The sequence below is a fragment of the Williamsia sp. Y844 genome, assembly GCF_056786475.1.
Genome location: NZ_JBXCJB010000001.1, coordinates 1007772 through 1029546, shown reverse-complemented (window position 1 = coordinate 1029546; position 21775 = coordinate 1007772). Strand labels below are relative to the sequence as shown.

General features: G+C 63.0%; 19 protein-coding genes. 5 read left to right on the top strand and 14 right to left on the bottom strand.

Features of this window, described 5'->3' with window-relative positions:
- Positions 1-63 precede the first annotated feature (63 nt).
- A complete protein-coding gene (locus AC1TQG_RS04520) occupies positions 64-318 on the top strand; it encodes a helix-turn-helix domain-containing protein (RefSeq protein WP_482135735.1) in 255 nt (84 codons plus the stop codon).
- 62 nt (positions 319-380) lie between these two features.
- Positions 381-1136: a Clp protease N-terminal domain-containing protein gene (locus AC1TQG_RS04515; protein ID WP_482135734.1), complete on the top strand. Its 756-nt coding sequence runs from the start codon at positions 381-383 to the stop codon at positions 1134-1136.
- A 72-nt stretch (positions 1137-1208) separates the two neighbouring features.
- Here the strand turns inward: AC1TQG_RS04515 and AC1TQG_RS04510 are convergent, their stop codons facing one another.
- Positions 1209-2078 carry a 1,4-dihydroxy-2-naphthoate polyprenyltransferase gene (locus AC1TQG_RS04510; protein ID WP_482135733.1) on the bottom strand — a complete coding sequence of 290 codons (870 nt, stop codon included), beginning with the start codon at positions 2076-2078 and terminating at the stop codon, positions 1209-1211.
- 171 nt (positions 2079-2249) lie between these two features.
- Between AC1TQG_RS04510 and AC1TQG_RS04505 the strand changes: the two genes are divergently transcribed.
- Positions 2250-5486, top strand: a complete 3237-nt coding sequence (locus tag AC1TQG_RS04505) for an AfsR/SARP family transcriptional regulator (protein WP_482135732.1) — start codon at positions 2250-2252, stop codon at positions 5484-5486.
- Between the two features lies 1 nt (position 5487).
- Here the strand turns inward: AC1TQG_RS04505 and AC1TQG_RS04500 are convergent, their stop codons facing one another.
- The 6 genes from AC1TQG_RS04500 to AC1TQG_RS04475 form a co-directional block, all read right to left on the bottom strand.
- Entirely contained in the window at positions 5488-6309 is an 822-nt protein-coding gene (locus tag AC1TQG_RS04500; protein WP_482135731.1) for an ABC transporter permease, read from the bottom strand.
- Positions 6306-7295 (bottom strand): ATP-binding cassette domain-containing protein, encoded by a 990-nt coding sequence (locus AC1TQG_RS04495; protein WP_482135730.1) that lies wholly within the window; start codon positions 7293-7295, stop codon positions 6306-6308. The genes AC1TQG_RS04500 and AC1TQG_RS04495 overlap by 4 nt, the downstream gene beginning before the upstream one ends.
- A gap of 126 nt (positions 7296-7421) precedes the next feature.
- Positions 7422-7682, bottom strand: a complete 261-nt coding sequence (locus tag AC1TQG_RS04490; RefSeq protein ID WP_482135729.1) for a LuxR C-terminal-related transcriptional regulator — start codon at positions 7680-7682, stop codon at positions 7422-7424.
- A 130-nt stretch (positions 7683-7812) separates the two neighbouring features.
- Entirely contained in the window at positions 7813-8889 is a 1077-nt protein-coding gene (locus AC1TQG_RS04485) for a hypothetical protein (protein WP_482135728.1), read from the bottom strand.
- Positions 8886-10091, bottom strand: coding sequence for a sensor histidine kinase (locus AC1TQG_RS04480; RefSeq protein WP_482135727.1), 1206 nt, complete (start codon positions 10089-10091; stop codon positions 8886-8888). The genes AC1TQG_RS04485 and AC1TQG_RS04480 overlap by 4 nt, the downstream gene beginning before the upstream one ends.
- Complete coding sequence (locus AC1TQG_RS04475; protein WP_482137257.1) at positions 10088-10750, bottom strand: response regulator transcription factor; 663 nt, start codon at positions 10748-10750, stop codon at positions 10088-10090. Before AC1TQG_RS04475 ends, AC1TQG_RS04480 begins: the two co-directional genes overlap by 4 nt.
- A 177-nt stretch (positions 10751-10927) precedes the next feature.
- Here AC1TQG_RS04475 and AC1TQG_RS04470 point away from each other — a divergent pair, with 177 nt between their 5' ends.
- Entirely contained in the window at positions 10928-11152 is a 225-nt protein-coding gene (locus tag AC1TQG_RS04470) for a hypothetical protein (protein WP_482135726.1), read from the top strand.
- A gap of 215 nt (positions 11153-11367) precedes the next feature.
- Here the strand turns inward: AC1TQG_RS04470 and menE are convergent, their stop codons facing one another.
- The 4 genes from menE to AC1TQG_RS04450 form a co-directional block, all read right to left on the bottom strand.
- Positions 11368-12519, bottom strand: coding sequence for an o-succinylbenzoate--CoA ligase (gene menE / locus AC1TQG_RS04465; RefSeq protein WP_482135725.1), 1152 nt, complete (start codon positions 12517-12519; stop codon positions 11368-11370).
- Positions 12512-12862, bottom strand: a complete 351-nt coding sequence (locus AC1TQG_RS04460) for a DUF3349 domain-containing protein (RefSeq protein ID WP_482135724.1) — start codon at positions 12860-12862, stop codon at positions 12512-12514. The genes menE and AC1TQG_RS04460 overlap by 8 nt, the downstream gene beginning before the upstream one ends.
- 100 nt (positions 12863-12962) lie before the next feature.
- On the bottom strand, positions 12963-13244 hold the full coding sequence (locus AC1TQG_RS04455) for a hypothetical protein (RefSeq protein ID WP_482135723.1): 282 nt from the start codon (positions 13242-13244) through the stop codon (positions 12963-12965).
- Positions 13245-13248: 4 nt separating this feature from the next.
- Positions 13249-14574 carry an inorganic phosphate transporter gene (locus tag AC1TQG_RS04450; RefSeq protein WP_482135722.1) on the bottom strand — a complete coding sequence of 442 codons (1326 nt, stop codon included), beginning with the start codon at positions 14572-14574 and terminating at the stop codon, positions 13249-13251.
- Between the two features lie 214 nt (positions 14575-14788).
- Here AC1TQG_RS04450 and AC1TQG_RS04445 point away from each other — a divergent pair, with 214 nt between their 5' ends.
- Complete coding sequence (locus tag AC1TQG_RS04445) at positions 14789-15841, top strand: LLM class F420-dependent oxidoreductase (protein ID WP_482135721.1); 1053 nt, start codon at positions 14789-14791, stop codon at positions 15839-15841.
- 75 nt (positions 15842-15916) lie between these two features.
- Here AC1TQG_RS04445 and AC1TQG_RS04440 read toward each other — a convergent pair whose 3' ends face one another.
- From AC1TQG_RS04440 to AC1TQG_RS04430, 3 genes are all read right to left on the bottom strand, one after another.
- Positions 15917-16846 (bottom strand): hypothetical protein, encoded by a 930-nt coding sequence (locus AC1TQG_RS04440; RefSeq protein WP_482135720.1) that lies wholly within the window; start codon positions 16844-16846, stop codon positions 15917-15919.
- Between the two features lie 158 nt (positions 16847-17004).
- A complete protein-coding gene (locus tag AC1TQG_RS04435; RefSeq protein ID WP_482135719.1) occupies positions 17005-18879 on the bottom strand; it encodes an ABC transporter ATP-binding protein in 1875 nt (624 codons plus the stop codon).
- Complete coding sequence (locus AC1TQG_RS04430; protein WP_482137256.1) at positions 18876-20573, bottom strand: ABC transporter ATP-binding protein; 1698 nt, start codon at positions 20571-20573, stop codon at positions 18876-18878. Before AC1TQG_RS04430 ends, AC1TQG_RS04435 begins: the two co-directional genes overlap by 4 nt.
- Positions 20574-21775 lie beyond the last annotated feature (1202 nt).

The following is a 21775-nucleotide window of genomic DNA, read 5'->3' as shown; positions in this document are numbered from 1 at the left end:
CACCTGGTGTTTTGTTCGCCAAAAGGGCACATCATCGGGGTGCCGGGGAGGCGGTGTCAATAAATGTTGACAGTTTTTGGTTGTCAGGGTAACTTGACAATCGTGCAAGACAACAAAGATGACATCACCACAGCAGTTGCAGATCGTGATCCGGCCAAAGGGCTGGCAGCGGTCAGGGCACTGCGAACGTTGGCCGATCGCCTCGAGGACGTACAGGTCGCCAATGCCCGGCAACAAGGCTGGAGCTGGCAGGCAATTGCCGACGTTCTGCAGGTGAGCCGTCAAGCCGTGCACCAAAAGCATTCACGCGGCGAATAGCCGCCGCATTCCATATCAGGAAGCGAGACAATATGTTTCACCAGTTCACTCGCGAAAACAGGATGACCCTGGGTTTCGCATATCAAGAGGCAGCCGACCTCGGGCATCCCACACTCGGCAACGATCACCTCATCCTCGGCATGCTCTGCAACGCCCGGAGTTCGGTGTTCAACATTCTCGGTGAGCAGGGTTTGACCCTGGCTCAGGCCCGTGAAGTGGTGCGTGAGTACCACGAGGCCAACAAGTCCGACGCGGATACAGAACGCGTCGATGAAGACCGGGACGCCCTCGCGGCCATCGGGATCGATCTCGACAAGGTTCGCGCAGCGGTCAAATCCGCATTCGGCGACGACATCACCGACAACTGGGGCAAACGTCGTGGTGGCCGTGAAGGTGGTCGTCGGGGCGGCCCGCATGGAGGACCACACGAACGTGGCGGTCCACGCGAACGCGGCGGTCCACATGGCCGCGGGGGACCTCACGGACCGCACGGTCGTTTTCGCGGAGGACCCTGGGAGCGTCCCGAAGGCGACGACACACCTCCTTGGGGTCGCGAAGAAGGCGAACGCGGACCCTGGGAAGGTGGTCGTGGCCGACGTGGACCGCGCGGCGGCATGCGCCGTCCCCGGTTCTCACTCGATGCCAAAGCGGCAATTACCCACGCGGGCATCATCGCCCGTGACGCCGACCGTGAGTTGATCGCGGAAGACGTGCTTCTCGGCATCCTGGCCACCGGTGACGCGGCCTCGAAGGCAGTCATCGAATCGGTGACAACGCCGGAAGCCCTGCGTGAGGCCGTCCTGCAGGCCACCAGCTAACCGAAGATGTGCCCTTTTGGCGGTCCCGACCTGGGAGTTTGTTCGCCAGAAGGGCACATCATCGGGGTGCGGTCAGGCGACGAGCAAGCCGACCGTGGTGCCGATCGACCACAGAAGCATTGCCAGGCCGGTCAGTCCGAGCGCGGGAATCAACGCCGGGCCACCGGCGCCGGCGCGTACCGGTGCGTTGGCCCTGTAGGCCAGCGGGGCCGCGATCAGGCCGAGCAATGCCCATGGGGTCGCCGCGATCAAAGCGAGGGTGACGATCGTCGGAATGGCCACGAGTGCCGTGTGCAGCATCCGAGTTCGTTTGTCTCCCAGACGAACAGCGAGCGTGACCTTGCCCGATTCGGTGTCGGTGGGGATGTCGCGGAGGTTGTTGGCCACCAGGACCCCGCTGGAGTAGCAACCCACCGCGACCGCAGCCAGCACGCCCACCCAGTCGATCTTCTCGGCCTGGACAAACTGCGTGCCGAGGACGGCCACAAGTCCGAAGAACACAAAAACAGAAACCTCACCGAAGCCGCTGTACCCGTATGGGTTTCGGCCGCCGGTGTAGTACCAGGCCGCGACGATGCAAGCCAGGCCCACCAGGATCAGCCACCAGGCGCTCGACAATGCGAGTACCAATCCGGCGATCCCGGCCACCGCCAGGGCAGTCATCGCCGCGGTCTTCACCGACTTCGGGCTCGCCGCTTTGGAGCCGACAAGGCGCATGGGACCGACCCGTACGTCGTCGGTGCCACGGATGCCGTCGGAGTAGTCGTTGGCGAAGTTGACGCCGATGATCAGGGCCAACGACACCACCAGCGCCAGCGCCGCCTTCCACCACACGACGTCGCCGGCCCAACCGGCCGCACCCGTTCCGGCGATCACCGGGGCGATCGCGTTCGGATAGGTACGGGGCCGAGATCCTTCGAACCATTGCGCTGCGGAAGCCATGTGAGCATCCTTCCGTACCGATCGATACGCGCTGCCCGGCCCCCGCACTATGCTCCACCCAGCGACGTGCAACATCCACGCGACAGTCGAGCTCCGGTCCGCGCTAGGCTGTAACGAATACTGTTGACCTGCAGTTATGCATCGAGTCCGTCCACGATTTGCGAGGAAAACGTGCCACCTTCCGCAGTAGCGCCGATCGTCGGACTGCTCGGACCGGTTTCGATCGCGGACGAGAACGGGCGGATGCGACCGGTCCCCGGGATCCGGGCACGTCGTCTGCTGACCGTCCTGGCCCTGACGCCGGGCAGTCAACGGTCGCAGTCGGCGCTCATCGACGGTGTCTGGGGCGACGACCTTCCGCGGTCGCCGCAATCCGCGCTGCACACGCAGATCTCCCGGCTGCGGCCACTGCTGCCCGAGGGAGCCATCGAAGCGGGCCCGGCCGGATATCGACTGACCCTGGCACCCGAGGCCGTCGATGTTTTTGCGGTAGCTTCCCTGCTCGCCGACGGTTCTGCCGACGCGCTGCGCGAGGCCGCCGGTCTGTGGCGCGGGGAACCCGGTGATGATCTCGGCGACGACGCCCTGGCCCGATCCGTTCGTCAGAGCGCCGATCGCGTTCGTGCCGAACTTGATGAACGCCGGTCGCAGAAGGCGTTGGCCGACGGAGATCTTGAGCTTGCCCGGGCATTGGCGCAGGCGAGATGCGACGACGATCCGCTCGACGAGTCGGCGCATGCAACCCTGATCCGCGCGCTGTCGGGTATGGGCCGCAGCGCAGAGGCGTTGGCGGTATTCGCACGTCTGCGCCGCACGTTGTCGAGCGAACTCGGTGCCGACCCTGGCCCGGAGATCGTTGCGCTGCACGAACAACTGTTGCGGCCGCCGCTCGCAGCCGCGCCTCCGCGAGAGGCAGGCCGGGCGATGTCGATTGGTTTGTCCACTGAACCCAATGAGCTGCTCGGTCGTACCGAAGACATCGGTCACATCCTTTCGCTGCTCCGACAGTCCAGAGTTGTGACGATCCAGGGACCCGGCGGGGCCGGAAAGACGCGTATTGCCAACCGCATCGGACATCTGGTTGCCGATGACGGTGTTCGTGTCTTCTTTGTCGAGTTGGCCTCGGTGCGCGGAGCCGACGACGTGCTTGCCGCGGTGGCCGCAACCCTTGGTGTCGGTGAATCGGACGTCGGTCCCGCGGGTCGCCCACGCCTGGCGTACTCCGACCTGCAGACCCGTCTGTCCGACGCCCTGACGTCGGAGAGCCTGGTCATCTTTGACAACTGTGAGCATGTGGTGGACGCCTGTGCGCAGATGGCGACCGAACTCATCGGAATGTCGGAGAAGGTACGGATTCTGACGACGAGCCGGTCGCCGCTGCGGGTCAGCGCCGAGGTGACCCATCAGCTTCCGTCTCTGTCCATCGACGAGAATGGCTCGGCTGCAACCGATCTGTTCATCGCCCGAGCGCGCGCGATCCGACCGGATGTCGCCATCGACGCCGCCGTCGTCGCCGTACTGTGCCGGGCCCTCGACGGGCTGCCGCTGGCGATCGAACTGGCTGCGGCGCGGGTCCGCACGATGAGTGTCGCCGAGATCTCGCAGCGGCTGTCCCACCGATTCGCGTTGCTGCGCACGGGAGACCGCTCATCACCCGTCCGTCACCGGACCCTGCACGCAGTCATCGAATGGAGCTGGGAACTTCTTGACGAACCCGCCCGGATCGCATTGAGAAGGCTGTGTCGTTTCCCCGGTGGTTTCTCGCGCTCCGCGGCTGCCGAGGTCGTGGGAGTCACCGATGTCGAACTCGACGACAACCTCGATGCGCTTGTCGACCAGTCCCTTCTTCAGGTGATCGAAAAAGGCACTGTGCGTTACCGCATGCTCGAGACCGTTCGCGAGTTCGGTGAAGAACAGCTCCTCGCCACGAGGGAAGGGTCGCAGGTCAATTCGTCGATCGCGCGGTGGGCCCGGACGTTTGCCGACGAAGCGCGAGAGCCCTTCGAGAACGGTGAGCAGCCTGCGGTGTTGTCGGCCACGTCCGCAGAGTTGGACAATCTGGTCTGGGTACTGCGCCGCTGCATGGAGCCTGATCTGACTGCCCGCCCAGTGGATTGGGAACAGACCATCGTCGTGTGCTTTCCGCTCGTCGCAGGGTTCTGGGCGATCCGTGGACTGCACGGCGAGGTGATGGCCTGGGGGCCCAGAGTGGTGGAGACGTTGCCGTACCTCGATGATGCTGCCATCGACGCGCTTTCGGAGTCCGAGCGCGAACGCCGCCAGGCCACGTACCTGATTGCGGGAGGTCACCTGCTGATCGCCCGGCAACATCGTCTCGTGGCGATCTCCCGCTGGCAGTTGCGCAGACTCTTCCGTGCCGACCTCGTAGACCATCGACAGTTGGATTTTGTTTCATCGATCATGTTGGCGCATAACATGGTCGGCGCGCTCCGGCGGATCGTTTCAGGTGCCGGATGTGCCGATTCACGGGTGCGGATGATCGCGACCTTGGTTGTCGCCAACGCGCGAGAGAACCAGGCCGACCGTAGCGGCGCGTTGGTGGCAGCGAGAGCCAATCTCGCGATTGCGGAGTCTCACGATGACTTCTGGGTTGCTTCGGCAGCGTTGATGGCGATCGGAAGTCTGCATGGCCAGACGGCTCAGTACGAGATGGCGGTCGAAAGCTATCGTCGTGCGATCGGGATGCTCGAGGTGCTCGGCTCGGAACAGGATGTCCGGCAGGCGCGGGGTTTTGTCGTGGCTGCACTCATCGGGCTTGGTCGTATCGAGGAGGCGCGCAAGGAGTTCTCGGTCTTTGCCGAAGGATGGCTGCCCACGGACCCCGACCCACAAGCCCATCCCGAGATCGCCGCAGCGATCCTGGTGGGTGCGGCCGAACTGGAGTGCCATGACGAGAACACAGACGATGCCGCCGACCTGTTCGAGCGTTCGGTGCGACTGCTGCTGTCCGAGCATCCGCTGCCGGCGCAAGATCCCTTTGTCGGCATGGTGATCAGCGCTGGTGTCTGCGGGATGACGTTGGCCGGGCGGGCCGCGACCGCCGAACGGTATCTGGTCAACCTGGCGGCGATTGCGGCTGCCATGTTCCGGCCGGGTGGGTTCGGGGACATGCCGCAACTGGGTTCGATCGCAATGGCTTTCGGGGCGTCGATCTGCGGCCGCCATCCGGGATCAACGACCGGTTCCCGGTTGATGCTGCTTGCAGAGCGCGTCGGTTGCCGGTTGGACTATGTGACATTGGTGGCTGTGCGGGATCGCCGGCAGGCATTGGCCGGTGTGACGGACGAACGGTGGCAGGAACTGCGCGCGGAGATCGCCAGGATGTCCCGCAGGCAAGCGGTGCGGGACATCCTGGCGAATATAGAAAAGTATTCGGCCACAATCTGATTCAGGCGTTACGCATGTACGACTTCACGGTGAGCGGCGCCATGATCGCGATAATGATCGCGGCCCCGACGAGTGACCAGAGCACGTGGATGCCGACATGACCGTTGTTGGTCAACTCGCGAACTGCCGTGACCAGATGTGAGATCGGGTTGACCTTGACGAAGGCCTGCATCCAGCCGGGCATGGTGTCGGGCTGGACAAAGGCATTGGACATGAATGTCAGCGGGAAGAGGATGAGCATCGAAATGCCCTGTACTGCAGATGCTTTCTTCATGACGGTGCCCATGAAAGCGAAGATCCACGACACCGCGAAGCTGCAGGTGATGACCAGGAGCGTCGCGCCGATGACGCCGAGTGCGTCGGGTCGCCAGCCCATTGCGATGCCGACCACGAAGGTGATCACCGTGGCGATCAGATACCGGACGACGTCGGCGAGCAGCGCACCCGCCAACGGACTGATCCGGGCGATGGGTAAGGAACGGAAGCGATCGAAGACGCCCTTGTCCATGTCTTCGCGGAGTTGGGTACCGGTGACGATGCTGGTGACGATCACCGTCTGAACGAGGATGCCGGGGATGATGATCGGCAGGTAGTCGGCGACGCTCCCGGCGAGCGCTCCGCCGAAGATGTACGTGAACATCAGGGTGAAGATGATCGGTTGCAGCACGACGTCGAACAGTTGCTCGGGGTTGTGGCGGATCTTGAGTAGCCCGCGGTAGCCCATGGTGAACGACTGGGCGATGGTGTCGCGGAGCCCGATGGTTGTGACCGGCCGCGGTGCGTGTTCGGTTGTGGTTGTCGGTTTTTCGATGAGTGTTGTCATGCTGCGTTCTCCTGCGGGGTGGTATCGGAATCGGCGGGTTTGCCGGTGATGGTGAGGAAGACCTCGTCGAGGCTGGGCTTCTGGACGTTCATGCCCTCGACGACGATGCCCTGCTCACGCAATGCGATGAGGATGTCGGGCAACAGATCCGGGCGTACCAGCGGCGCGGTGATCCGCCCGGCCTCCGGGCTGAGCGTGGCCTGTTCGGAAAGGATCCGCTCGATGATCGCCATCGCGGCGGGCGCCATGGATTTGTCGGCGGGCGTGAGCTGCAAGGTGGTCGAGCCGATGGAGTTCTTCAGGTCATCGGCGGTTCCGTCGGCGATGACCCGTCCGTGATCGATGACGGCGATGCGATCGGCGAGTTGGTCTGCCTCGTCGAGGTATTGGGTTGTCAGCAGCACGGTGCTGCCGCCGGACACCAGTCGCCGGATGGTGTCCCACATCTGGGCTCGGGTCCGCGGATCGAGACCCGTTGTCGGCTCGTCGAGGAACAGCAGTGGCGGAGTTGCGATCAGGCTGGCGGCGAGATCGAGCCGTCGTCGCATACCACCGGAGAACTCCTTGAGCGGGCGCTTCGCGGCGTCGGTGAGTCCGAACTCCTCGAGAAGTTCGGTTGATCTGATCCGCGAGTCACGGCGGGACTTTCCCAACAATCGCGAGAAGACGATGAGGTTCTCAGTGGCCGACAGGTCTTCGTCGACTGATGCGTACTGGCCGGTGACACCGACCAGCGACCGCACCGCAACCGAATCATCGACGACGTCGTATCCGAAAATCTTGGCCTGGCCGGCGTCAGGTCGCAGGAGTGTGGCGAGCATGCGGACGGCGGTGGTCTTGCCCGCCCCATTGGGGCCGAGGACGCCGTAGACCGTTCCGGTGGGAACCACCAGGTCGACGCCATCGACGGCTTTGGTGGAACCGAAGTGTTTGACCAGTCCGCGGGCCTCGATGGCCGGCGCACCGGAGTGCAGTGGTGTGTTCATGGAACACACAGTGCGCCGGCGTCCTGTCGTCGCACTGACAGCGGCTGTCGTCAGCTGTCACCTCGTCCACCCGAAGTGGGCGGAGAGTCGGCCGGCTCTCAACTCAGTTGGGCGAGTGCGCGTTTCTCATAGCTCGTGGAGTTGGACGTGTCCGTCCTGTAGGGCGCGCGCGATGAGAGCTGCCTTGGTGGTGGCCGGACGTCCGATGGCCGCATACTTCAGCCGGATCCGGTTGATGTGGGTGCTCACAGTCGCTGATGTGATGAATAGGGTCGTGGCGACTTCGGATTTGGTGTCCCGCATGGCCCATTCACGAAGAATTTGGATCTCGCGAGCTGTGAGTATGGGCGCGGGTAGGGGCTCAGAAGTGTTCAATGGCAGCGACATGTTCGGTTCGGGGTACTCCTCGGATACCGGACGGGGCTACCCGGCGGATAACCCTAACCAGGGCTGTGGTGGAGCCGGTAGTCGCCAAAGGATGTGCCACCAGCGCTGGGGCCATCATTGCCTGAGCTAACTAAGTCGTTTGTGACTGCTCCGGGAGATGATGTGCGCGACTGTCTTTCGCGATGCGGCCGACGGCGTCGATCTCGATCCGGGTGGTTCCGGCCTCGCCGTGTTGATAGATGCTCGCCACGTTGGTGCGTCCCGGCGGCATGATCCGGGCCCGTACTTCGCCTTCGTTGGCGCTCTGCAAGGCCGCTGTGACCTCGCGTCGCACGGTTGTCTTGAGCAGTTCGGACGCGCCGGCCAGTCCGCCGTCATCGATCAGCATCACCTCGACGCCCCGGGCGCGGGCAGCGCGGGCCGCCGCGGTCGTTTCGGGGCTGGCGAGTGCGGGTGCGCGGAGCTGGTCGCGCAGGTGGGCCTCGAGCAACTCACAGGCTTGGCGTTCGGCGTCGGTCAACGGCACCCCGGTGGCTATTCGCGCAAGCGCCGGTTGCGCGAGTTCGCCGAGTTCGGCGAGCCGGGTGTGCCGCTCCTGGAGGGCAGCGGCGATGGCCGAGGCTCGCGCTGCGCGCTGCGCCCCGGCAGTGCGAAGCGAGAGGACGGACTCGGTCGTCGACCGGAGCGCGCGGGCGATCAGTGTCACCGCCAGAAGTCCTCCCGCGTTGTACAGCGGTATGTGTGCGCCCTCCCAGATGCCCTGGTCGGTTGTGGCGGACCAGACGGCATGAACTACGACCGAGGCCACGACGCTGATCCAGGACAGGACATACCGTCCGCGGATGCACATGAAGATGTAGATGAGCGTCGCGTACCCCGACACCCACACCTGATTTCCGATGGCCAGCGGTACCGGAACGACGGACAGCAGGATTGCGCCGGCCAGCGGTGGGGCAGAGGCGATCGCGATGGCGGCGCCCAACGGCAATGGATCGTGCGGCACGGTGATCAGTGCGATCGTGGCCGCGGCGATGATCCCGACGACCAGCAGCACCGGCCAGCGCGGGGACACGCCGTCGAGACTCTGGGATGCCCCAAAGCACACCGCGACCACCACCAGGCCGACCATCGCGCAGGTCACCGGGGTTCGTAGGCCCAAGATGTCGCGGACATCCTCGGGGTCGACGCGCGGTACCGGGTGGGTCATGACCTGATCCATCGCAGCCGGACCCTGGTACCCCGGCCGGGTGCGGAAATCACTTCGGCGCTACCTCCGGTCAGGTTCTCCATGCGTCCATGGATGCTTCCGGACACGCCGAGTCGGTCGGGACGGACGTTGTTCAGATCGAAACCTGCGCCGTCGTCGGCCACCTCCATGTACAGCTCGCTTTCGGTCACGGTGATGTCCATCGATCGCGTCGCCCGGGGCCCTGCATGCTGGACGCTGTTGCGCGCCGCCTCCGCCGCGGCTTCGACGATCGTGCCGACCACCGGCCCGGGAATTGGCTCATCGCGAGCCCGCGTGGAGATGTCCGTGCGCACAGAGGTGGTTCCGTCGACCTCGGTGACGGTGAGAATGAATTTGCGGACTGCGTCGTCGACGTCGAGTGGACGTACGTCGGTCTCGCCGATGGCCTTGAGGGCCTCGAGTTTCGACAGTGTGCTCGTCGCCTGCGACACGAGCTCGGCGGACATCGGATGCCGAGCGGCGCTCAGCAGTGTCGACATCACCCGGTCGTGGGTCAAGGCGTCGAAACGGGCACGCTCGTCGGCTCGCGCAACTATCGCTGCGGCATCTGCCGCCGCCTGGGCGGACTGCACCCGGGTTGTATCGAGGACGCGCCCGGACCGAAGTGCGGCGACTGCAATCGCGTAGGGGATCGCGGTCAGACAGATGCTCCAGGCGATGTCGGTGGGCACCGCGGTGTGGTACCTGGGCGTGTGGACGGCACTGTTGACGAATTGGACCGAGACCACCACATAGACCAGATAGGGCAGCGACCACCGCACTCGCCAGACCACGGCGGCGGTGACCGCGGCAAACCCGTTGAACTGGGTGAACCACATTCCGTAGTTGGCGTCGATGAGCTCGCCGTTCCACACCAGCGGCCACGTCGCGATCGCAAGCCCATAGCCAACGACCAGGGCCCTGCCTGACCATCGCACCCAGGTCACATCGGCCCTATGGAATGACACCAGGAACATCGCGAGGGCGACGCCGTAGATCGCCAGCACCGCAGCGATGGTCCACCAGACCGGGACCACATCCGTGGAACGAACGATGGCGCCGAACAAGAAGGCAAAGCTCAGCAGGTAGGCGACACCGAGATAGCGACAGAACTGGCGAAAGATGTTGTCGGCGGAGCTTCCGAAATCAGATGTCGTCAGCGAGGTGACGGGCTTCTTCAACGGCGGAACAATCTGGGGATCGGCAGCCAGCCGTCTTCCAGTGCGCGCTTGTAGAGGTCGGTTTTGGTCGGTGCGGGCCTGCCTGCGTCGGCGTATTTGCGCCGGATCCTGGAGAGATAGGCGTTGACGGTCTCGATCGACAGTCCCGTGATCGACGCGACCCGCGCCGCGGGCTCGCCGGAGGCGTACAACTCGAGTACTTCACGCTGACGGGGGCTGAGGTCGACCGTGGCCAGGTCGGGGTCGGCGTCGATGGCAGCCGCCCAATCCATGGTCGCCACCGTTTGTCCCTGGGCAGCGAGCCGGATGGCCTCCACCAGCTCTTTGTTGCGGGCAGACTTGCGCATCACACCGGCAACCCCGGCAGAGATGGCCGACCGGACCAGATCGGGATAATCCGCGGTGGTGAAGACCAGGACGTTGATGTTGTGGGCGTGCAGTTGCTCGGCATTGACCTGGGGACTCGAACCGTCTTCGAGACGCAGATCGAGCACAACGACATCGAGATCTGTGGATGCGGCCAGCAAATCCTTGACGGTGGCCGCCCCCGCGACAAACGTCATTCCGTCCGCTTCTTCGATGATTGTTTGCAGACCTTTGAGTTGCGACTCGAAATCTTCGACGACACCTATCCTGTAGTCGCGCCCTGAATCGCTGATGCTCACCTATCCCCCGGACCTTCCCCGATCCCGTACACAACTGTTTTGTGTAGAGGACCCTTCGTTCATTCCCAGCTTCGGCACAAGACTTTCTGCACAGCTCCCGGCTGCTACTCGGCCGAAATTCTGGGTGACGGAGTAACTTTACCCATCGCAACCCCGAATGAAACATCGGCCATGTATTCGGTGGTGGTTGAGGAGTCGGTAGAACAGATTCCTTCGTCGTTTTGTCCTGATGACCTGCTCCCGCATCACAGCAGCTTGTTCGGCGGTGACGGCAATGCGAATCAAACCGCACCCGCCGTCGAATGGGGCGAGGGCCTCACCGATGACCGCCGAATCATTGTTTGCGTGAGCGGCTCTCATGGCGTGGCCGAACGTGGCGGTGGACGGGATGAGTAGATCGCCAGGCGTGATCGGACCGCTGCTGTCATCGACCTTGCAGTACGCCGTCGACCGAACGACCGCTCTTCGGGTGAGGCTGATGGAAGTCATGTCGACGGCCTTTCGGTTCTGACGAGTGCTTGATGACAGCCTGCTTTGTGTGGGGTGTGCAGGTCTCGGGTAGTCGACTACCCGATATTTCGCATTCCTATACCCGGAGCGGGCGACCGAGGCTATCGGCGCAGGAGTGCGCGCAACGCGGCGCGATCGATCTTGCCAGGGCCCCGCTTGGGAAGTTCGTCGACGACATGTACTTCGCGCGGTACCGCTGTTCGATCAAGCTGTTGGGCGGCAAAGGCTTTCACAGATTCTGGATTGATCTGAGCGCCCCGTGCGGCGACAACCGCGGCGACCACCTTCTCGCCGAGACGGTCGTCGGGCAATCCGAGTACAGCGCACTCGCTGATTGCCGGATCGGCCAGCAGTACGGCCTCTACCACCTGCGGAACGATGGTCAGACCGCCCGTGGTGATCGCCTCATCTGCCCGGCCGATGATGGTGAGCAAGCCATGCTCGTCGACCCGGCCCAGATCGTCGGTCCGGAACCATCCGGGCTCGGCGAACGCCGGGTGGTCGGGTAGCCCGCGGTAGCCCGCCGCAATCATCGGGCCGCGCAGGATGACCCGGCCTTGCGGTGTGCCGTCGATGCGGGTCTCGACCCCGCGTAGGGGCGTGCCGTCGTAGACGCAACCGCCACAGGTCTCGCTCATGCCGTAGGTCTGGACGATGGGTATGCCTGCTTCGATTGCCCTGCGGCGCAAAGGCGCCGGGGTTGCCGCACCGCCGACGAGTACCGCGTCGACCTCGCCAAGGGCGGCGGTCGCGCCCCGGTGTTCCAGGACTTTCACCAATTGGGTTGGCACCAGCGAGGTGTAGCGCCTCGTCGACGTCATCGAGGCGATCGCGTCCACCAGTGCGTCAGCGTCGAAGCCGGTCGACACGTCCATGGTGACCGGGGCGAATCCGGACCCGATGGATCGGAGGAGCACCTGCAGTCCCGCGATGTGATGCGGGGGCAGGGCAAGCAGCCACCCGCCTTCGCCGCCGAGATATTCGTGAGTGGCGTCAATGGATGCGATCAGTGACCCCGCGGAATGCATTGCACCCTTAGGTGTTCCGGTGGTGCCGGACGTCGCGACCACCAGAGCGACATCGGGGTCGATGGGCTCTCCGGCACCCAGCGCAGTGCACAGCCGGGCGGTTTCGGTGGGGTCGGCGGCCGGGACCGGCAGGTAGCTTGCCGACCCCGCCAACAGATCGGTCAGCGCTCCGATATCGGGTGTGGCCGATAGCGGCAGGGGTTGCAGAACCCGCGGTTCACTCACCGGTTTCGGAATTGCCGGCCGGGTCGGTCAGGGGGTTGGGATCGAACGGCCAGCCCTTGGACTCGAGGTGCTTGCGGATACGTTCCACATCGGCTTCGAGGGGCAGCTCGTCGGTGATCTTGGTGATGAGGACCCCGGCGTCGATGGAGGTGATCGGCCCAGGCCGTTTGTCGGCGATCTGGCCGCTACCGATCAGCTCGCGGGAGACCGACGTGACCTCTTCTTCGGACAGTTGCCTGCGAAGCAGTGCGAACAGGGGTACGTAGTCGCTGGACGGGACACCATTGGGATAACCCTCGCGAAGCCAACTGACAACTCTGGTGAGAAATTGCGGCCGATCCATTTTCGCCTCCTTCGCAACTCGAGGCGGTCCCCGGCAGCCTCTTCCAGACTGCCCGGGCTCACCCGATTTTACTGATCTCGATCACCAACACCCGATCTGATCAGCTCTCTACAAACGGAAACAGGTTGATGCCGAAGTAGTAGTCGATTGTCCCGCGTGTGATCCACAGGATGCCGACCAGAATGACCGCTGCGATGATCGCGAACAGAAAGTATGCGATCCCCTTCAGCAGCGGATTCGATGGTGTCAGCGTCCCGTCGGTCTGCACCTCGCTCGATCCGGCGGCGTAGAGACGGATACCGATCGCGTAGACGGCGGGCAACCCGGCGCCGAGGACGAGGCCGACAACAAGAACCCTGAGGATCGATTCGAAGGTTCCCATCGCCTCAGACCCCTTCCTTCTGGCTGAACGGTCCGGGGGAAGCGGCTGCATGTGCGTCGTCGATGATCGCCACCGGGATGTTCGCCTGCTTCTGGGCGGTGACGGCCGCGTCGCCGGATTCCGCGACCGCGAGCTCGGCCGGGATCACACTGTCGGTGGTCTCGTCCCAATCGGCGTTGACGTTGTGGCTGTCGACCTTCTGCTGTTGTGCGCGCCAGTACATGTAGCCGCACGCGACGACGAGGATCGCGAAGATGACGATCGCACCTGCCGCGCCACCGGTCATGTTGGCGATCGCGAACGACACCGCGCCCATCAGCCCGGCCGCCGGAAGCGTGAAGATCCAGGCCGTGGCCATCCGTCCGGCAACCGACCAGCGCACCGAGGCGCCCTTCTTGCCGATGCCGGAGCCGAGGATCGATCCGGTGGCCACCTGCGTGGTCGACAGCGCCATACCGGCGGCACTCGACGTCAGGATGATGGCTGCCGATGATGCCTCGGCCGCCATGCCCTGCGGCGATTCGATCTCGACGAGACCCTTGCCCAGGGTGCGGATGATGCGCCAGCCGCCGAGGTAGGTGCCCAGCGCGATGGCGGTGGCACAGCTGAACACGATCCAGAACGGCAGACCATGCTCCACGCTCGAGGCGTCGAGGTGTCCGCCTGCGATCATCGCCATGGCGATCACACCCATGGTCTTCTGGGCGTCACCGGTGCCATGGGCGAGCGCGACCAGCGATGCGGTCGCAACCTGGCCGACCCGGAATCCCTGCGCCTTTTTGCTGTCGGCGACCGTCTTGGTGAGCTTGTAGATGAGGTAGGTACCGCTGGCGGCCACGATGCACGCGATGACCGGAGCCAGCAGGCCCGGGATGAGGATCTTCTTGGTCAGACCCTCCCAATTGACCCCGGACGAGCCGAGCGCGGCGATGCCTGCGCCGATCAAACCGCCGAACAGTGCGTGGGAAGAGCTGGAGGGAAGTCCGAACAACCATGTGAAGACGTTCCACAGGATGCCGCCGACGAGGCCGGCGAAGATGATGAGCATGGCCTTCTGGGCGTCGAGGCCACCGATCAGATCACCGGTATCGTCACCGCTGGTCTGCTGGATCTTCAGCACATCCTTGGTGATCGTGGCAGCGACCTTGACCGAGAGGAACGCGCCGACCAGGTTCAGGATGGCGGCGATTGTCACCGCGGTCTTGGGTTTGAGAGCACCAGTTGCGATGGACGTTGCCATCGCGTTTCCTGTGTCATGAAAGCCGTTGGTGAAGTCGAATCCAAGTGCGGTGATGACGAGCAGCACGAGGATCAACATTTCTGCGCTCATGCTGAATATTCTGCGGTCGAGCGGGCCGAATTTCCTAAACGGTCATCTGTTAGAAACCCGACTTGACCAGCAGTTAGGTTCGCTCCACAAATATGTTCATTCATTGTTCATCTTCGGACCACTCGCGGGGGCGTGACAGATGCTGGTTCAGGGTGATGTGACACACTTTTCGAAACCTGTCTCGTAGATCTGCGCGGCCCTTGGGAGGACATATATGAAGATCGGTATGGGCATCAACTACTCGGGAGATTTTGCCGAGACGATCAATAATCTGGTCGACTTCGAAAAGGTTGGGCTTGATCGGATCACGGTCCCGGAAGCGTATAGCTTCGACGCGGTCAGTCAGCTCGGTTTCATCGCAGCCAAGACCACGACTCTGGAACTCGCCACCGGCATCTTGCCGATGTACACGCGGACGCCGACCAACCTCGCAATGACCGCCGCAGGCCTCGACTACATCTCGAACGGCCGCTTCGTGATGGGCATCGGCGCATCCGGACCGCAGGTCATCGAGGGTTTTCACGGCGTGAAGTACGACGCCCCGGTCGGCCGCGCGCGCGAGACCGCCGAGATCTGCCGGATGGTCTGGCGTCGTGAACGGACCGTGTACAACGGCAAGTACTACAAACTGCCCTTCTCCAAGGAAGACGGCGGCACCGGACTGGGCAAGCCGCTCAAGATCATCAACCATCCCGTGCGCGAACGGATCCCGATGCTGCTCGCCGCCATCGGCCCCAAGAACGTGGAGCTCGCGGCCGAGTTGTTCGAGGAATGGCAGCCCATCTTCCTGCATCCCGAGCACCTGACCTCGGTTTTCGGTGAGTCGCTGGCCAAGGGCAACGCCAAGCGCGACCCCTCACTCGGCAAGCTGGGGGTCTCGGCCACCGTCACCGCGTTGATCACCGACGACAAAGAAAAGCAGAAGAACGCTCTCGAACTGGTCAAACACCACTCCGCGCTGTACATCGGCGGCATGGGTGCCCGTGGCAAGAACTTCTACAACGACCTCGCCGTCCGCTACGGATACGCCGATGCCGCCAAGAAGGTCCAGGACCTCTACCTCGATGGAAAGAAGGCCGAAGCGGCCGCAGCGATCCCGGACGAGCTCGCTTCCGGTATGTCGCTGATCGGTCCGGTGAGCTACGTCAAAGAGCGTCTCGCCGCATTCGACGAGGCAGGCCTGAGCATGCTGCTCGTCGGCTCACCGGCCCCGACTCACGAGGCTCGCGTCGACCAGATCCGTCAACTCAAAGAACTCACCAGCTGATCTGATTGCCGCTCAGTTTTCTCACGCTCGCGAGGTCTGCAGGCCGCGCGAGCGTGAGAACGGTGAGCGAGAAGGTCAACGTAGTCCTGCGCGGACCAACGCGTGGCGCAGAATCGCCGGCAGGGTGCCGTTGACGAGGTCGGCCCATACCCATCGGACCACCTCTATTCCCATCCGGCGCAGGCGATCTTCTCGGATCTTCTCGGCGATGACCACGTCGGTGGCAGTCTGACTGGGCTTCATCGATCCACCACCGTATTTCATCAGGCCGTCGAACTCGCCGACGAGCCGTCCGTCCCAGTCGAAGTCGGTGCGGGCGACGAATCTTCCGTCCGCAGAGTAGAAACGGTGCTGCAGGCGGGGCGCGGGAATGTCGGGGCACGCAAGCATCTGGGCGCGACTCCACGACTCGCCGACGCTCTCCGACAAGGGATTCGCACAGGCGAGAGCGCGCCGGGCGCCTCCGACACCGCGTTTACCGCGTCGGCCGTCGATCAAAGTGGTGAGCTGCTCGCGGTCGGCGTCGAGCCGCAGTGCGCCGTCGAATGCGGCCAAACCCTGCGCGAACGTTCCCGCCTGAGCGGTATCGACAGCAGTACGTTCGATTGTGGTAACCGCCAGGCCATCGGCTTCGGTGAGGTCGCCGGGCAGTAATAGTCCCGAGTGCACGTGCCGTCGGGGTTCGATACGTCCTCCACCGTCGCGCCCGTTGGTCAGATGCACTCTGTCGTACGAAGATTGCAGCAACGGCAGGCGATGTAGCAGGGCGGCGGATTGGTGCGAAACAGGCATGGCCTCGCCCCAACTGCGTACCGCGGCGACGACACGCAGGCGTGCCAGCCCGTCCGGCGTGAATCGGTGAACGGTCGATACGTACACACCCGGCCAGATGCGGCGCAGTTGTCCACTGTGTACTGCGCGCTTGATCTCCTGGTCGCTATGCCCCTGCGCTGTTGCCGTCGAGCGCCAGATCAGGCCATCGTTGTCCTCGGTGAAATCCCCCATGCGATGATCATGGGGATCTGCTTCGACGGACGCTGGGTGGGTGAGCCCAGTTCCGCTCGACCTGTGGATGAGCCTGGAAAATGGGGACAACTGCCCTTGCTCACTGTTCTCACTCACGCTCGCTCTGCAGGCCGAGCGAGCGTGAGAACAGCGAGCGGCTACTCGAACTGGGATTTGTACATGATGGCGTAGCGACCTTCTTGGTTGAGGAGTTCGGCGTGGGTGCCCTGTTCGGTCACCACGCCGTGCTCGACGACGGCAATGCTGTCCGCTTCGCGGATGGTCGAGAGCCGATGTGCGACAACGATTGTGGTGGTCCGATCCTGGAGGGTCTCCAATGCGCGGGCGATGAGGAGTTCGGTGCGGGAGTCGACGGCGCTGGTGGCCTCGTCGAGGACCAGGATCCGCGGCTCGGCGATCATCGCGCGGGCGATGGTGATGAGCTGGAGTTGACCCTCGCTCAGCGTGGTGCCGCCATCGCCGATGACGGTGTCGTATCCGCCTGGAAGGGCGTCGACGAACTGCGCGACGTGGCTGTCGCGGGCAGCTTGTTCGATGGCAGCCCGGGTGGCGGAGGGGCGGCCGAATGCGATGTTGTCGGCGATGGTTCCGGTGAAAACCCAGCGGTCCTGGGTGACGATGGCGGATTGGTTGCGAACGAATGACCGTGGCGTCTCCTCGAGCGGGCGGTCATTGAGTTTCACCGACCCGGACGACGGATCATAGAGGCGTAGAACAAGATTGGTGAGGGTCGTCTTTCCCGCTCCGGTCGGTCCCACGATCGCAACCGTGGATCCGGCGTCGATGTGGAGTGAGAGGTCTTCGATGACGTCGACCGTCCGGTTCTCATCGTCCGATGACTGGCGATACCCGAACCGCACCGTGTCGAAATCGATTGCCGGAGGTTCGGTATGGCGGCCGACGTGTTCTGGCATCACTTCGTCGACTGCGGGGACATCCTCGGTGGGTTCTTCGAGCAGCGACCGCACTCGACCCAGCGACACCAACCCCGACTGGAGTTGACTCATCATGGCGGTCAGGTCGTTGATGGGTTGACTGAACATGCGTGAAAACGAGACGAAGGCCTGAACCTGTCCGACATTGAGCGAACCCGCAAGGACCTGGACTGCTCCGACCACCGCAACGGTGAGATAGCTCAGTGTTGTGATCGCCTGCAGCACCGGGAGAATCGAGCCGGAATAGGATTGTGCGCTACGTGACGATCGCGCCAGTCCGTCGGTGATCCCTTCGAAGTCTTCACGTGCCCGTTCCTGCGCCCCGTAGACCCGCAGAGTGTGTAGCTGCGCATAGCTCTCGTCGATGTGCGTGGTCAGGTTGGTGGTGGCCTCCCACTGGTCCTGGAAGTGGGGCCTGGCCCGTTTCGCGATCAGTACGCCGAACGTGACGATGAGTGGAATGGACGCCAGCACAACCAAACTCAGCTGCCACGAGATGATCGGCATCACCACCAGCAACGCGACCATTGTCAGTACGGCCCCCGGCAACTTCACGAACAGCGGGCTGAACACTGATGAGACGTTGTCGATGTCGGAGGTGACCTTGGTCAGCATCTGTCCGCGTGTGGCGGTGTCGAAGTAGGCGACCGGCAGCCGATGGATATGCGCCTCGATGTCGGCCCGCATCCGATTCATCGCGCGCTGTGTGATGCCGTTGACCGTCGATGCCTGGACCCAATTGCCCAGGGAGCCGATCGCATACACGACGACAAGTACAGCGAGCAGTTTCCACACGGTGTCGAAGGCGATACCCACGCCCGGCACCGCATCGGCCCCCTGGACGACGTCGGCGTAGTCACCTTGACCATCGGAACGTAGTTGGGCGACGGCTTCGTCGGTGGTCAGACCATCCGGAAGGGTCATACCGATTGCGCCGGAGAAGATCTGATTGATGATGCCGGCCAGGATCAGCGGGGCCGCGATGAGTGTCACAACATTGGTCAGCGCCACCAGACCCACGACGATCAGCTTCCGTCGTTCGTGGGCGAGCCTGGCCAACAACCACTTCAGGTTCATCGCAGTGCCGCCTGTGAGTCGAGGATCTCGCGGTACACCGAGCTCTCGGCGGTCAGTTCGTCGTGGGTCCCTTGAGCCTCGATACGACCGTCCGTCAAGACGACGATCGTGTCCGCGCCGCGCGCCGACGACACGCGTTGCGCGGTCAAGATGATGACTGCATCCGCAAGTTCCTGTCGGAGGCGATGTTTCACGATGCTCTCGATCTCGGGGTCCAGTGCAGAGAAGGGGTCGTCGAGCAACAGCAAGCGCGGTTTGGCGACGACGGCTTGTGCGAGCGCCAGACGTTGGCGCTGGCCGCCGGAGAAGTTCTTGCCGGCGTGCTGCACCCGCTGGTCGAGGCCGTCTTCGTGTGAGAACACGAAGTCGATTGCGCAGGCGACCTCCAGGGCCGACCGTAGATCGTCGTCGCTCGCTTCCGGATTGCCCAGACGCAGATTCGATTCGAGAGTGCCCGACAGCAGGGAAGGCACCTGGGACACGTAGGAAATGTCTTCATAGAGCTCAGATCGATGACGCTCGCGTACGTCGATGTCATCGATCAAGATCTGCCCGGAGGTGACGTCGCTGAACCGAGAGATGAGCCCGAGCAGTGTGCTCTTACCGTCCCCGGTTCCCCCCAGCACTGCGGTGAGGGTGCCAGGTTGGCATTCGAGGCTGATGTCGCTCAGGACTGCATGCTGCGCACCGGGGTAGCGGAAACCGACATCCTCGAGTTTGACGTGTCCCGTCCGGGAGACCGGGAGACGGCCGGCGATCGGATCTTTCACCGACGGCTCTGTGCCGAGCACGTCATGGATTCGGCGAGCGCTCACCTTCGCCCTGGGGAGCAGTGCAACCATGGCGGCGCCGATGGAGAGACCGATGACGATCTGCGTGAGATATCCGACGAATGCGATGATCCCGCCGACCTGCATCGAATTGTTGTCGACCAGGATGGCTCCGACACCGATCACCGCGGCGGCGCCGATGTTGGCGATCAAGATGATGCTGGGCAACAGCAAGGCCTGCAGCGAGCCGATACTCCACGCGGTCTTCGTCAGATCGGTGTTGGCCGTCGCGAAGCGTGAGGTCTCGAGGTCTTCGCGGCCGAACGACCGGATGACGCGGATGCCGGTGAGCTGCTCGCGGAGCACTCGTCCGACCCGGTCCACGGACATCTGCAATTTCTCGTAGTGCGGGATCAGTTTGCGCACGATGACGACCACCATCGCGGTGAGCGCCGCGGCGACGAGCACGATCAGAGGCGCCAGCCGGTAGTTCTCACTCAAGGCCATCACGGTTCCACCGATCACCAGGATCGGGGCGGTGGCGAGGATGGTCATCACGATGAAGACCATCATCTGTAGCTGGTTGATGTCGTTGGTGCTGCGGGTGATGAGGGACGGGATTCCGAACCGGTGGAGGTCGGTGTCGGCGAAACTCTGGACCCGCGCGTAGGTCTGGTTGCGGATGTCGCGACCGATGCTGGTCGAAATATATGAACCCAGGATCGTCGCCAGTACGGACACGCAGAGGTTCATGAATGCGAGTGCGAGCATGGCGCCACCGATGGTGCGGATCGCGTCCATGTCGGCTTGGGCGATGCCTTCATCGATGAGGCGGCCGTTGAGATTGGGCAGCAACAGTGTTGTTCCTGCAGCAGTCACCTGCAGAAGTAGTAGTAGAAGAAGGGGACCACGGAATGCGCGCACATGCGGCTTCAATACCGTCGTCAGGGCTCTGTCCGAATTCTTCGTCAAGGCACCACACGTCCCTGAGGCCCAGCAGCGCGGGGTACGGAACTATGCAAGCGAACCCATATTCGATGAGGTCATTGAATTCCTTTTCGACGTCATATTCCCACAGCCGCCGAATACGCCTGGATAATGAACCAGGCTAGCAATGCCATTCGCGCAGCGGTTAATCACCTTTCGTCAGAAAGGTACATTGGCGCCGGCCGGCCGGGCGGAACTCGGAATTTCTGATATTGCCCATCGCACGTCCCTGAGGTGCCATCAGGGCACCTCAGGGACGTACAATCAAACCTTTCGCGCTGGGTCTCTAGGCCGCGCTGCCGCTGATGAGGCCGTTGATGAGGCCACCGAGGAACTCGAGCAGCTGGGGGAACAAGGTTGTGATGTCCTGCGATGAAGCGAGCATGGTTTCTCCCTATGTTGTGATTACTTACTGCGACCCGTTGGCTTAGGTAACGCTTCTTGATCCCCGACCAGGCGAGTCGTGATCAGATTGACACATTCAGATTGATCGCAAGGACTTTTTGAAAAAGCCGCTGAATGAATTCCCAACTGCGCCCAATGAATTCGAATCTCCTTCTTTAGCGGAACAAAACCTCATCCCAATTAGATGATCGTCAAGTTCATTGAAAAGCTGTGCGACGGAGAATATCTGGAGCTCTGCGCTCACAAGTCCGATTTTTGCTGGCGAAGACCTCTGGGTCGCAGCATCAGTGACCGCTGAAGGCGTCCACATTTGATTCGTTCGGATGACATCTCTCCAAATGTCCATCGTCCAAATAGAATTCGTAATCGCGAACGACGGGCATTGATGGTGGCGGCGGGCGTTGATCGCGGTTCGGAGAAGTTGCCGCGCTGGTGTGCTGCCAGAGGGTCGGCCTGCTTGCCGTCCTGCTGAACTCGGGGGCTGCCCCGTCACCGTTACCGACTCGAGATCGTGTGTCCGAAATGAGCGGTTTCGGGTGGCGACCGTCCGGATCCGCTCCTGACCACGTTGTTCGCCGGGTGTGTGCAGACTTTCCTTGACGAATCGTTGCGGCCTGGTCTTGCGGTTGAACAGCGGTGTCACTGATTCAATCAATTTACTGATGGAGAATCGGCGTGCTGAGGAGCGGGGATACGCTGTCTCGCGGCGATAATCCCATGCTGGCAAACGGAAT